The sequence below is a fragment of the Vibrio sp. 10N.286.48.F5 genome, from assembly GCF_041469785.1.
Lineage (GTDB): Bacteria > Pseudomonadota > Gammaproteobacteria > Enterobacterales > Vibrionaceae > Vibrio > Vibrio crassostreae_C.
The window spans coordinates 255894-269780 of the sequence record NZ_JBFRLG010000004.1 but is presented as its reverse complement, the minus strand read 5'-3'; the positions used below and the strand labels follow the sequence as shown (position 1 = coordinate 269780).

Below are 13887 nucleotides of genomic sequence, written 5' to 3'. Positions count from 1 at the left end.
AGTTGGTTATTTAAATAACTTCACTTCTTCGACATAGAATAAGACCTCACAAGTGCGAGGTCTTATTTGTCATTCAAAGCTGCTCATGCAATATCAGCTTTCTTCAATCATTTTTGTTCAGCAAGTGTTTGTGTCGCTTTGGTATTCGTTACATTCGCAGGTTTCACAATCAAACCAATCCCGACAAGAAACAGTATTGATGCAACAACCTGAGCCACAGACAGCACCTCATCATACATAAAGTAACCACTGATCAATGCGAAGATAGGCACTAACAAGGTTAACGGCGCGGTCGTGCTTAAAGGGTATTGGATTAGCAGCTTATTCCATACCCAATAACCAAATAGCGTGGTTGGGTAAGCTTGAAACAGCACCGCAATCGTCGTGTTCCAATCCCACTGTTCGATGCCCTGCCAGATTATTTGGTCACCGTGTAACATCACGGCAAATGGCACTGGAGCAAACAGCATCCCCCAGACATTGAACGCAAAAGCTTGAGTGGTTTTCGATGCCTTAACAATCACGCCCATCAAGGTCCAACTGCACGCCGCAATCATAATCAAGATCACGCCATTAACGGTGACATTACCCGTAGCTGCAGATACCAATACCGCCAATGCACACATAGCTAGCATCGCACCCAATAATTTACGAATAGAAGCACTCTCCTTGAACAACCACACGCCAACCGCCATGCCGATTAATACGTTGGTTGAAAGCAAGACCGATGAAAGCCCAGACGATAAACCAGCAGTGATCGACCATGAAGCCATACCCCAGATACCCACACCGAACACAAAGCCATAACTGACTAAGTAGCGCCAAGCAACAGGCGATCAGCATGTCGACCGTGGTGAGCTGCTACCAAAAACTGGAATCACAAGGTTGGATTCATTCTCGACCGCAAGCGGGATATTTTGTTTCTCCTCATAAACCTGCTCACTCAACCCCAGAGTGGGCACAGTTTGAGAGTAAGGTGTCCAGCGTTAGGCAAACCTCATCGACTCACAACTCAATCAATGGGCCTTTAGGGGTTTCGAGCACCACTAATGATGAGCAGTCGATCGTTGAACTGGAACGAAGTTTTCGTCGCGCTATTAGGCGTATGAGCAACAGGCTTAACCATTACCCAGATACACAAGGTGAGCCGATTTTACGACAGGCATTATCCACTCATTTTGCCAAGCTCGATGTGCACTTTTCACCTGAAGAGATGGTGATTACGGCTGGCTGTATGTCTGCGATTAAGGCCGCACTTAAATCTTACACTAAAGAAGGCGACACCATCGCTATTAGCTCGCCATGTTTCAACGGTATTCTGGAATTACTCGGACAAATGTCGCGAAAAATCATCGAGATCCCGTCTCTAGATGATGGTGTCGACTTGCAACAACTGGAAGCGCATTTGAAAAATAAACAAGTCGATGCCGCGATCTTTTGTACCTCTCATATGAACCCTCAAGGGATCAACATGTCAGCCACTCAAAAGCAGAAACTGGCTGAATTAGCGAATCACTATCGAGTGCCGATCATTGAAGATGATGTGTATCTGGAACTGTCCTACTCCTCACACACGCCGCTCCCCGCGAAATACTACGACAAAGGCGGTTTTGTCTTATGGTGTGGATCAGTATCGAAAAATTTGTCACCGAGTTACCGTTTGGGATGCTGCTTGCCGGGCAGGTTTATCAACGAATACAAGGCTCAGTTCTCAGCTGCGAGCTACGGCGTTGCCCTGCCCACTCAGCTTGCGGTTGCTGACTTTATTGGATCTGGCCAATACGCTAAGCACGTGAGGAGAAGATGCACTCAGATCTTGTCTTTGCGCCAACAATACCTAAGTTATTTGGCTCAGCACCTTCCTCAAGATGTGAAGATAAGTAATCCACAAGGTGGCATGGTGCTTTGGCTGCAAATCCCAAGCTTGAACCAGTCAGCCTTTGCTCAGGGCATTACCGACAAGAACATTGATATTAGGCTTGGACACCTGTTCAGCACTCTCGACCTTTACAGCAATTGCTTACGCATCAATATTGGGTATTCGTTAGAGGGTGGAGCCAAGCAGCAATTGGATGCCTTAATCGAGCTTATCCATATTCACAGCTAACAGCACGTAGCACGTAGCACGTAGCACGTAGCCTTTCAAAATCCGCTTTTTTAAATGCCTTCGAATGCCGAATTCTAATAGCCTTTTGTCATAAAAAAGAAGGCTATTATTCCTATCTTAATTCGGGTAAAGCCCCGAACCGTAAGGAAACCCACTCGCCTCAAAACCCTTAAATGCTGAGTTTGCAAGCACCCACAAAATTATGCAACTTGGCTAATGACACATCACTTTTTATCGTCAATATACAGCCGTCAGCGCTGGCGTTTTCCTGTATTTGAAGAGAACTATTATGAGTGATAAAACAAAAAACAAACCACTACCTTCCTTTATCGAAGAACGCTTGAACTTCTATATTCAAGACCTGATTACCCAGAACCAAAGCCAAAAGCATTTGGTATTGGGTAAACGCCCCCAGCGCAGTGCCGTTGTGATGCAGAGCAATGATTACCTAGCGCTGTCACACAACAAACAGATCCAACAAGCCCATCAAGCGGCGATCTGTGAGCACGATGACAACGTGGTGATGTCTGCGATTTTCTTACAAGATGAGCAGTCTAAACCTGCGTTCGAAACTGAGCTTGCGAACTATGTTGGAATGGAGAGCTGTTTGCTTTCTCAATCGGGCTGGGCGGCCAATATTGGGCTATTGCAAACCATCTGCCCACCGGGCACACCTGTGTATATTGATTTCCTTGCACACATGTCACTCTGGGAAGGCATTCGCGCTGCCGGCGCAGTTGCCCATCCGTTTATGCATAACAATATGAATCACCTACGCAAACAGTTAGAGCGCCACGGCTCAGGCGTCATTGTTGTCGACTCTGTTTACAGCACAATAGGCACCATTGCCCCACTACGCGACATCTACGAAATGGCGCAAGAGTTTGATTGTGCGGTCGTCGTTGATGAATCCCATTCACTGGGTACACATGGAGAAAATGGTGCAGGCTTAGTACAAGCATTAGGGCTCACCAACCAAGTAGACTTCATCACCGTTAGCTTGGCAAAAACCTTTGCTTATCGCGCCGGGGCAATCCTTGGTCCTAAACAACTGTCTAGAACCTTGCCGTTTGTCGCGTACCCTGCGATTTTTAGCTCGACGGTGTTACCACAAGAGGTGGTTCGTTTAGAGAAAACGTTGGAGGTGATCAAAGGTGCGGAAGACAAACGAGAAGCCTTATTCAATCGGGCAAAATCGCTGACTACGGGGCTAAAGCGAATTGGCTTTAATATCCGCAGTGAGTCTCAAATTGTAGCGCTAGAGTGCGGCAATGAAAGAAACACTGAACGTGTGCGTGACTTCCTAGAACAGCGTGATGTGTTCGGTGCAGTATTCTGCCGCCCTGCGACTGGCAAGAACAAAAACATCATCCGTTTTTCAGTGAATGCCGACATGACGCCAAGAGACATTGACCATGTGCTCACGGTTTGTCACGAAGCGTACCATCACCCCGAGTTAGAGTTCGTGTAACCTTTTTCGAACCATATTTATAACCAACACCAACGGCAGGACTGAATGGACGCTATCATGTCGCGATACAAAAAGAGCCCAGCAATTCGCTGAGCTCTTTCTTGAATCTATGTCTACCCAATGGCCGTGAACTTCAGACTATTACACCCGCTAAATCCAGTGAGCAATTTTATCAAACAGTCGGTTTTTATCGGCAGGTTTAACAATAAAGTCCGACATGCCTGATGATTCCATCTTTTCCAAGGTAACGGGAGAACTGTCACCCGTGTGAGCAATAATCGGCACCGAAGAGTATTCTTTGTCGGCACTGCGAATTCGGCGAGAAGCTTCAACACCGTCCATGATTGGCATTTCAATATCCATTAGGATCAAGTCGATTTCGTCGGTATCAAGCGCATCTAAGGCTTGTTGTCCGTCTTCTTTTTGCACAACATCAAAGCCCTGTTTTTCCAATAACATTGCCGTAAATCGGCGTAGAGATTCATTGTCATCGACCACCATAATCGTACGTCTAGTGGTGGCCTCTAGCGGTTTTACAGCAACCGATGGCATCACGTAGTTGGAGTCAAACAGTAAACGGTCAATGGTCAATGGTCGCTTCAGTATTTAGTAGCCAGACTTGTGTTTCCACCCAAATAGGCTCGAAAGAAATGTTACGTACACGCTTGATAGGATGACGCTCATACAAGTAAATGATTCGCGCCTCAGTGAACGAAAGTAACGATTCAATCTTATCGAGGCAACTAGCTCTTAAATCCAAGCTCTCCATATCAACGAAAATCAAGTCGAACTCAAATTGATATTCCTTATTCTGAAGCGCTGATGCCACATCCAAAATCTCTAGGTCAAAACCCATAAAGCGAGAGATTTCAGTCATTTTACTGGAAAGCACTGTCTGATCACTGATCATCAGCACCGTCTTGAGTTTAGTCAGTTCGCTCTTGATTTCCTCTACCGAATTGGAAGTCAAAGATGGGAAAATCATCGTGAACTGTGTCCATTGATCCACTTCAGACTGGCATTTAATCTCACCACCAAACGAGCGCATGACCTTCTGACAAAATGGCAAACCTAAACCGTAATTACCCGACTGGCCTGTGGTGTAAAAGTCTTGGAAAATACGACGAATGATATCGCTCGAAATACCAGAGCCGTTATCCGTCACCATTATCTGGTTCGTCACTTCATCACTGAACATGGTGACATGAATATGAAAATCTTCAGGGCTACGATGATGGAACGCATTCTTGAACAGATTATACATGGCGTATTTCAACAAGGTGTCGCTACCCAAGAACTCAAAGTTACTCTGCACATCCAAGGAGATTGCTGACTTATCAGCAGAGCGCTTGTAATTGAAACTGTCTATCGCATCCTCAACCACCGCTTGCGCTGAATGCTTCTTAAACGTAGATCGAGAGACTCGGTTTTCATCAATTGAAGTCAGTAACAGATCTATCGTTTCGTTACCGGAATGAATGATCTCCATCGCTTCATCGCCCACTTCACGCAACTGAATCACTTCTTCATTGCTTAACGCATATTGCCCTTTTTGATCGCCACTTTTAGGGTTCGGCAATATGGACTGCATGACATCAATAGAGGTAAGTAATCCGCTTAGAGGGTTTCGCATCTCATGGGCAATACCCGCACCAAAAGACTTCGCCAATGACACCTTGTTTTCATGTTCCACCTGATTGCGGAAGTAGAACAAGTTGCCGAATAAGTAGATAAACAAAAAGATTGGCACATGCGTCCAATCCATTGTGAGTTCGAGGTAGAAGCCTTGTGCAATCCAAGCGCACAAGGTAGCAATCCCAATACCGGCAAAGGTTTGTGCAAACATCACTCTCGTCACGTGCACCAATAAAATATGGAGGAAAATAGCCGACATGAATGACATAACCCAAACGTTGGACCAATTATTCATTAGCAGCATGTAGAAGAAGAAACCTGGCAAACAGATAGTTACGGCAACTTGATAATAAGCCGGAAGGTATTTTCGCCATTCAAATGGGACGCGATTGCGAAATATAATGCCAAAGAACAATACCGAGCAAAACAGGCGAAGCGCTAAGTTTTCGTAGGGTTGCGGGAACAAAAACTCCCACACAATGTAGTAAATTGGGAAGCCGACAAAGCCCATCCAACCCACGAGGGTTAAATTCGGTTCTGCGTACTGGTAAACTTTACGAATCGCGTTCATACGAAATACTTTGCTCTCTAAGCCCTGACGTTTATTAATTCTATGATTTGGTTTTTATACTTATATTTTGGCGCCGATTATATTACACATCACGTCCGAGCAGTGAGGTTTCAATCAAATATGTACCAACGCATTTGTTTTTATTATTAAGCGTAGATGAATGATGCACCCTGCTGACGCTTAAATTTAAGTACGAGTGCTTGGTTCAGGGATGGGCATGCGCGGTGTTCTTTTGATAACTGTGTTCAGCTTACCGCTATGTCACTGTTACTCGATGCATTTTTCTTGGAGTATCCCCGTAATCTATCACTGCGTAATGTTGCGTTACCCTGTTATCCCAGATCGCCATTGAGCCGTTGTCCCATTTGAAACGAACTTGAAACTCAGGGCGTCTCGCAATTTCAAACAGTTGGCTGAGTAAAACATCACTCTCTTTGCGGTCGAGTTCGTTGATATAACGAGTAAACTGTTCATTGATACAGAGCGTTTCTTTATCCGTTTCAGGATGAACTTGAACAACAGAGTGAACCACTGGCGGATTCTCCTGTGCTGTTTTAATCAAGGATTTGTGCCAATCGAGATCAATGTCTTCTGATTCTATACCTTCAAAGGCCACAAGCGAATGAGTCGCCGACAACCCTCTCAACTTAGCTTTCATATCTTCATGTAGAGATTCAAAAACCGCAGTCATAGAACACCAGATAGTGTCACCACCAATGCTTGGAATGTGTTGAGCATGCAACAGGGAAGCTTTCGACGGCAAGCTGCGCCACGTTAAGTCGGTATGCCAATAACTTTCCTTTGGCGCATTGCCACGGGTTGTTTCAATCACACTCACCTGTGGCGCACTTTCCACGCGAGGGAAGAAAGGATGTGCAGGTTCTAACGTTCCAAAGCGCTGTGCAATCATCAAGTGTTGTTCTGGAGACAAAGTCTGCCCGTCGAGAAAGATCACTTGATGGGCAATAAGTGCCTGATACACCTTATCGAGTTCATCAGCACTGCATGTAGAAAGCTCTAGTTCGTGAATACGAGCGCCGATGTGAGGAGTAATGGGTTCTATTTTCAACATACTTTCGCTTATTGGTGATATTGAGTTGCAGGGCGGATCTGGCTACTAGGCTAATCTGACTACTAACTGTAAACCGGGTAAATGCTGATTTTCTTTCTCACTTGAAATAGAAAGTCGTCTCTCCGAAACAAAAAAAGAGCTCCTAAGCTGGAGCTCTTTTCGTTTTTTGATACTTCCTGTATCCATAGACAAGTCCAATCTGTAGTACTTTCACTGAAAGCCAGATCATCGATATCTCCAGTTGTGTATCACCAATAAATCTAGCATACAATCTTCAGACTGTTCTGGGACACAACCGAGATAATCAACTCTAGTGCCAAGCCATCTCGCCGCTTAGCACTTTCGCGCCAAGTTCTAAATCGCCTTCCGTAGCCTCAAATTTCGGGTAGGCTTTCTTCATGTAATCACTGATCTCGACCGATGTTGGATTACTTTTGCTCGCCAACGCTTTTTCAATATCAGCCACATAATCCTTCGTGAAGTGAACTGCATTTATTCCTGTTGGCATTTCACCTAAATAGTGACCCGGAATTACAACCTCTGGCTCTAGTGCTTTCATACGCTCCAACGATTGTGACCACTGGCTACGAATCTCTTTCGATGCAGTATCTGCCATCCATACATGCACACCGCTATACACCGACACGCCACCAAACACCGTTTTTTCAGATGGAACCCACAGATAAGCTTGGTGTGTATTGATTTCTCTCACTTCGATAGTTTCACCTTCTATGCTCAGCGTGGTGTCGTTAAGCACGGTTGGAACAATGACTTTAGACGGTGCGTTGTCTTCTAAGATTGGGCCCCAGTATTCGAGCTTTGCATCTTTAGTGCGTTTGATATGTGCAACAACCGCTTCACTGGCAACGATCTCGACGTTTGGAAACGCCTTTACTATAGGTTCTAAGCCAAAATAAAAATCTGGGTCGCCGCTGCTGATGTAAACCATCGACAACTCTTTGCCAGTCGCTTTGATTTGATCCACCAACTTTTGCCCATCTGCGACGCTAAATTGCGCATCAAACAAAATCACTTCCTTCTCACCCGCGACCAACACAGAGCTTGCGGGGAATATCGCGTTTTCACCCGGATTGTAATGAGTGATGTTCAGATCCACAGCTAAAGCAACACTTGATGCCAGCACGGTTCCTAGGCTTATGGTTCCTAAAAGCATGCTTTTTGATAACAGGTTTTTCGATAACGTATTCATGGCTTTATTCCGATACTTGGAGTTGAACACCTGCCAACTCGTTGAATGTCCAAATATCTTATTTGATTGTTTTTAGATGAAATAGATATCAAATTGACTTTAACTATTGCAGTTTTCGGACATATACTGAGGTCGGTTTAATTCTCTAGGCAATAAAACAATGGATAAACTCGAGGCAATGAATGTCTTTGTCACCATAGTGGAACGTGGCAGTTTAAGCGCTGCGGCAGAGCACCTTGATCTCTCACGAACCAAGGTCACTCGTTATTTGGGTGAGTTAGAAGCATGGATGGACACACGCTTGCTTCACAGAACAACACGAAGCTTGAGTTTAACCAGCGCAGGTAAAGAAACACTTGAGGTCGCCAGAGAACTTTTGGCACTGGAAACATCCCTAGCTGGGATCAGAAACCAAAACCGAGAGCATTTAAAAGGTCAGCTGCGTATTACTGCGAGCTACTCGATTGTCGATAGCTTCTTGATGGAATCAATTAGTCGCTTCATCGCCAAATGGCCAGAGGTTTCTATCGACATTATCTCGACTGATCAGACCGTCAACCTGGTTGAGTCACGCATCGATTTGGCCATTCGCATAACCAACGAACTGACGCCCAATATTGTCGCGAAGCAGATCGGTGAATGCCGCTCCGTGATTTGCGCATCGCCTCAATATCTAAAAGAGAAAGGCACACCCACAGAAGCCCAAGATCTAGCGCACCACAACTGTTTATCGTTCAGTTACTTTGGCAAAACCGCTTGGACGTTCAATGGCCCCAATGGGCTCGAATCGGTTCCGATTAAAGGGAATATCAGTGCAAACACCTCAGAGGTTCTGCTTTCTGCCACACTCAAAGGCAACGGTATCTGTTTACTGCCCTTCCCTTCAGTGGAAACCTTGATGCGTGATGGTCTATTAGTGCCACTGCTTTCTGAATGGCAACCTAAAACGCTCGGTGTGCATGCTATTTATGGAACACGTAAACAAGTCACACCGCTGTTAAGAGCCTTTATCGACCATTTATCTGACGAGATGGAACAGTCGACAAGCTGGTAGGCAAGCTCGACATTAACGATACTGATGTGGAATAAGTATTATTAATTTTACTTATGCAGAGCTAAATTCTATCTTGGCTGCATTATCCAACACCATAAACAAACGCGATTACACAGGGAAACTGACTATGACTGCCATTACCGACCTAGACCTTCTACTGAAATCCATGTCACCAGAACTCATTGAAGGCAACTATGTTTTCTGTACTGTCGACGGAGCGTTAACAGACTATGTTCAGCTCAATCCAATCTCAACTTTTCGTGAGAAAGAAGGTTTAACGCTGGTTCTGGAAGAAGACGTTGCGACCAAAGCTCAGCTAAACTTCGACGGTGTATTTAGCCTTATCACTTTATCGGTACATTCGAGCCTTGAAGCGGTTGGATTAACGGCGGCGTTTGCGACAAAGCTTGGCTCTTACGGCATTAGCGCTAACGTGGTTGCGGGCTTTTATCACGACCACATCTTCGTTCAAAAAGACAAAGCAGAAGCTGCAATGAGTGCGCTGAAAGAGTTTTCAGAAGTAGATTAGTAAAGAATTCGATTGTTCACAGACACAAAAAAAGCGACGTAATCTACGTCGCTTTGGCTTATTGCTTAACGTGCACTCACTGATCAGGCATCAGTGAGCGAACCAGTTAAGCAAGCTTAAAAGTCGCCACTTTGTCACTTAAGCCAGCGGCTTGGCTCTTAAGTTCGTTCGACTCAGTTAAGCTGTCCTGTGCGCCCACAACTAGGTGGTCGGTAACATCTTTAATGGTCGTCACGTTCTGGGTAATTTCACCCGTCACATGTGTTTGCTCTTCAGCAGCCGTCGCGATTTGAGTCGCCATATCGCTGATCAAAGCAACCGCCGTGTTGATCTCTTCAAGCGCATGCGAAGCTCTGTCTGCATCTTCTACTGAATGTATCGCCAGTTTAGAACTGCTCTCCATAAGCTCAACCGCTTGCGCCGTTGTGCGCTGCAGGATATCAATTGTTGATTTGATCTCTTCCGTTGAAGAGTGGGTACGCTGCGAAAGCACACGTACTTCATCCGCTACCACAGCAAATCCACGACCTTGTTCACCAGCACGAGCCGCTTCAATCGCCGCATTCAAAGCAAGCAAGTTGGTTTGCTCAGCAATACCTTGAATCGTGGCGAGTACTGTCGAGATCTCTTGAGCGTGCTTGTTAAGTTCGCTGATCACGTTACCCGCTTCGTTGACTTCATTGGCTAGGTTATTGATAGAACCTTTAGTGTCGACTACCAGAGCGTGACCACTGTTAGTGCTTGTCGCTGAGTCTTGTGCCGCTTTTGCTGTTTGCTCAGCATGCGATGCAATCTCTTGCGTGGCGCTCGCCATTTCAGTTACGGCCGTCGCGACCATAGTGATTTCTTGCTGCTGATGATTAAGCTCATCCACCGAACGGTTCGCACGCTGAGCACTTTGCTCTGACTGGCTGTTTAGCTGTTCTGACTGCCCACGGATATGGCCAATCAACTGCTGTAAGCTTCCAACAAAGGTATTGAAGTTATGAGCCAACTCGCCCACTTCATCTTGGTTTTCAACATGAATGCGTTGAGTTAAATCACCACTACCATTCGCGATTTGCGCCAATGCTTGAGATACGTGGTTCAACGGACGAAATAGAATAGTACACAAAAGGTTAAACAGTATGGTACATACAATGACGACCAGCAGTGTCACTAAAACTTGACCAATCACGGCATCAAATAACGGTGCAACCAGAGAGTCATGATTAACAACACTCACTGTAATCAGGCTCGTTCCGTCAATAGCACGTGCGTACAGAACATAGTCGCTGCCATTCAGATCGATAGAAGTGTCTTTACCGCTAGTCAGAGCCTTTTGTACATCGGAGAAATTTAACCCAAGTGAACTGATATTCTTGTTCAGTAACTTAGTGTCAGGGTGCGTATAAACCGTGCCTTTGTTGGTCGCGATGAACATGTAACCTTCACCTGGAAGAATCACCTGCTCTAGACTGTTTAAGATGTCTGTAATTTCTACATCAGCACCCAACACAACCTGTTGCCCATGCAGTTGCATTGCTGTTCCTAATGAAACAACGTTCGCCCCAGTTGCTGCAGCAACCGTTGGGTTATCCATGAACACCTTGCTTGGGTTCGCAACCGCATTGGTGTACCACCCCCATAAACGAGGATCATCATTGCCCGGCGGCAGTACTACTCCGTTCGCGTTCTTTTGCGACCCATCAGGAAATGCCAAGAAGACATTATCAAAAGAAGCTGAGTCACGAACCTGTTTTAGATGAGTCTCCAAGCTTTCTTGTTTGGATTCTTTCGAAAGAGAAGTAAGCGCACGCTCTTTGGATAAGATCCAATCCGATACATATTGATTGTAAGAAGCCGATGCGCCCTCTAAACGCTGTTCAACTTCTGTATCCAACCTTTGCAATGAAGCACGAAAAGACAATGCCTCGACCAAAATCCCCCCCAGGATAATGGCCATACTGGCTGAAATCGCCAGCTTATTTTTAAGCGAGAGTTTCTTGAACATAGGAAACCTATAATTTGGAAGTAAAAAACCGTGGCGAACAAATTGGTTGCCAAAGCGGTTTGCAAGCGGGATATATTTTACGCTTTAAAATAAATTAAGAAACCAGCTAACCGGTTGAATTATTCATATGTGTGAGTAAGAGCACGCATCGTAACCCATTGATTTAGAGAATGGTGAACTCTAAGTTTTGAATTAATGTGCTAAACAAGGTCAGCTGATGGGTGTCTTTGTTTGGCAGTAATAACGGCACAGCTCGCGCTATGCCGTTAGCTCATTAGGAAGGTATTTAAATGTGCTGAACGTCTGAAAAGAAACAGGCCGTGGACTAAATAGTCAAAAGTTGATCAACCAAAGTCCAACGTCAGCAATAATCGTGTCTCGTCAGATGAAGTAACGGGAGAACGGTGCACAAGACCCACATTTTCATTGCCACTCCAACTCTCTCCTTTAAGTAACGCCACATCACCACTCGAAAGTTGTTGGATATCAGATTCATGAGCGTATAGGCCAGAATCCGAATCTGGCTGTCCGTTAGCTCCTCGTCCTAGCTTCGAACGATCAACCACATAGTTAGGTAACCATTGAGTCGCAACGCCGTGATAGGTTGTCACTAAGCGGCAAGGAACTTGGTCAAAATGAAAACGAGGACACATCGCTTTATTCAGAACCGCCAAACGGAGCCCTACTTCTTCAAGATCGAACAAACAACAGAACATATCCACCAGCTCTGCCATGTTTTCTAATAACGCTTTAGAAGCGGTTCCATCGGTGGCAAATTCCAATTTATCGAGAGCATTTTCAGGTGACACGCTAACAGATTTACTAAAGTTTGGATTCAAGGCGATAAATTCACTGATTGCCGTCGTTAAGCCTTCATTAAACTGTCGCTGCCATACCGCTATATTAATATCACTTTGGTAGATATCCGCTAATACCGTTGGCTGCTCAGAAGCGCTAAGTCCAGGCTTATGATTCGCCTGATCCTTGATACTCACAACGGAACTAATGTTAAGTGGCTGATTGCTATTCGTTATCAAAGGCTTGGTTAACACGGCATTCATTACGTCATCTCCTTGATGCATGCTTATCGTTTCTCTTTTAATACTGCAAACGTCGTTCACAGTAATAGTGAATTTTAGTTATGTTATAACATAACTAAATTTGCACAAGTAACTTTGCCGATCATGGTTCCAATAATATGGCGATGCTCTACCTTCGTCAGGTAATTTGATGAATGCTGAACTAAGCTTCTATCTATCTTTTTCTAATTTATCTTTAGTTCAAATAAAGATCTCCAAAAATGCACGACTCGAGAGCGTTAAACTTGTGAATTCATCAATGTGGTGACAACTTATGAAAAAACTAATCTCTACACTCGGCATCCTATGCACCGTTATCTCCGCTCAATCTTTCGCGGAAACGGGCTACACGTTAGACCCCAAGTTATCGAACATCACATTCGCGACCATTAAAAAGCAGTTTGTTGTCGAGCCCGCATCCATCAAACCTATGTCTGGAGGACTTACCGAAGAGGGTCAGTTTTCAATAGTATTGGACTTGAAAAGCGTGAGCACCGGAGTCGCTATTCGTGACCAGAGACTGAATGAACTCTACTTTGAATCGATGACTTTTCCTGAAGTGAAGATCTCTGGGAAGGTTGAACCGTCGATGCTATCTGGTGATCCAAAAAGAACAACAGTAGCAGCGGAAGTTACTTTACACGGCGTAACCAAAACGATCGATTTCCCAGTTGTGGTGGTTCCATCCTCAGGGTTTGTCATGGTTAGCTCAGCTTCGACAATCATCGTCAACGGCGCTGATTTGGGGATATCGACAGAGAATCTAAACAAACTTTCAGCGACCGTGGGTGGATTAGCGATTTCCGACCAAATCCCTTTAAGCTTTAACCTACTTTTCGACCAATAATGGACTTATAACTATTCCTTTCTATTCTCCCTCATTTCACATTCATCAATCGTTTGAGAGCGGTGAATGTGAGTAAGAGTACGCGACAACGCAATAAACTGAATTAGGTTTGAATAAACTAAACCAAAATTTCCACTCGATTTCCCCAAGTCGGCCAGATAAACATCCCTCACAAAGTATTAAATTGAGCGTTATATAGGCTCAGAGATGTCGTTGATGTCACATGTCGTTACACAGCATGACGCCTTAAGGCTTTACATCTTGGGCGAGGTAAACAACAATCCCTGAGAATAAATCCATAACATAATGTATTTAGAAA

The 13887-nt window shown here is 44.9% G+C and carries 8 protein-coding genes and 3 pseudogenes; 5 read left to right on the top strand and 6 right to left on the bottom strand.

From position 1 onward, the window contains the following. Nucleotides 1-107: 107 nt before the first annotated feature. Nucleotides 108-830: pseudogene (locus tag AB4185_RS03915) on the bottom strand (DMT family transporter); the annotation flags it as partial. Between AB4185_RS03915 and AB4185_RS03910 the strand changes: the two are divergent. Continuing rightward, nucleotides 821-2107 (top strand): annotated as a pseudogene (locus tag AB4185_RS03910) (PLP-dependent aminotransferase family protein); the annotation flags it as partial. The pseudogenes AB4185_RS03915 and AB4185_RS03910 overlap by 10 nt on opposite strands. 289 nt (nucleotides 2108-2396) lie before the next feature. Beyond that, entirely contained in the window at nucleotides 2397-3578 is a 1182-nt protein-coding gene (cqsA, locus tag AB4185_RS03905) for an alpha-hydroxyketone-type quorum-sensing autoinducer synthase (protein ID WP_372134900.1), read from the top strand. 150 nt (nucleotides 3579-3728) lie between these two features. On the opposite strand, the pseudogene AB4185_RS03900 reads toward cqsA, so the two are convergent. The 3 genes and pseudogenes from AB4185_RS03900 to AB4185_RS03890 form a co-directional block, all read right to left on the bottom strand. After that, a pseudogene (locus AB4185_RS03900) lies at nucleotides 3729-5784 on the bottom strand (response regulator). Nucleotides 5785-6040: 256 nt separating this feature from the next. Continuing rightward, complete coding sequence (locus AB4185_RS03895; protein WP_017059123.1) at nucleotides 6041-6856, bottom strand: TauD/TfdA family dioxygenase; 816 nt, start codon at nucleotides 6854-6856, stop codon at nucleotides 6041-6043. 310 nt (nucleotides 6857-7166) lie between these two features. Further along, complete coding sequence (locus AB4185_RS03890) at nucleotides 7167-8066, bottom strand: Vmh family MBL fold metallo-hydrolase (RefSeq protein WP_372134898.1); 900 nt, start codon at nucleotides 8064-8066, stop codon at nucleotides 7167-7169. A gap of 160 nt (nucleotides 8067-8226) precedes the next feature. On the opposite strand from AB4185_RS03890, the gene AB4185_RS03885 reads away from it, so the two are divergent. Both AB4185_RS03885 and AB4185_RS03880 read left to right on the top strand, forming a co-directional pair. Next, complete coding sequence (locus tag AB4185_RS03885) at nucleotides 8227-9120, top strand: LysR family transcriptional regulator (protein ID WP_017069834.1); 894 nt, start codon at nucleotides 8227-8229, stop codon at nucleotides 9118-9120. Nucleotides 9121-9247: 127 nt separating this feature from the next. Next, nucleotides 9248-9649, top strand: coding sequence for an ACT domain-containing protein (locus tag AB4185_RS03880; RefSeq protein WP_372134896.1), 402 nt, complete (start codon nucleotides 9248-9250; stop codon nucleotides 9647-9649). A 106-nt stretch (nucleotides 9650-9755) separates the two neighbouring features. On the opposite strand, the gene AB4185_RS03875 is transcribed toward AB4185_RS03880, so the two are convergent. Both AB4185_RS03875 and AB4185_RS03870 read right to left on the bottom strand, forming a co-directional pair. Beyond that, the gene (locus AB4185_RS03875) at nucleotides 9756-11642 is read right to left on the bottom strand and encodes a methyl-accepting chemotaxis protein (protein ID WP_372134895.1); all 1887 of its coding nucleotides are present in this window, start codon (nucleotides 11640-11642) and stop codon (nucleotides 9756-9758) included. 344 nt (nucleotides 11643-11986) lie between these two features. Continuing rightward, complete coding sequence (locus tag AB4185_RS03870; protein WP_372135070.1) at nucleotides 11987-12703, bottom strand: DUF1826 domain-containing protein; 717 nt, start codon at nucleotides 12701-12703, stop codon at nucleotides 11987-11989. Nucleotides 12704-12995: 292 nt separating this feature from the next. Here AB4185_RS03870 and AB4185_RS03865 point away from each other — a divergent pair, with 292 nt between their 5' ends. Beyond that, nucleotides 12996-13568, top strand: coding sequence for a YceI family protein (locus tag AB4185_RS03865; RefSeq protein WP_372134893.1), 573 nt, complete (start codon nucleotides 12996-12998; stop codon nucleotides 13566-13568). The last annotated feature ends 319 nt before the right edge of the window (nucleotides 13569-13887 follow it).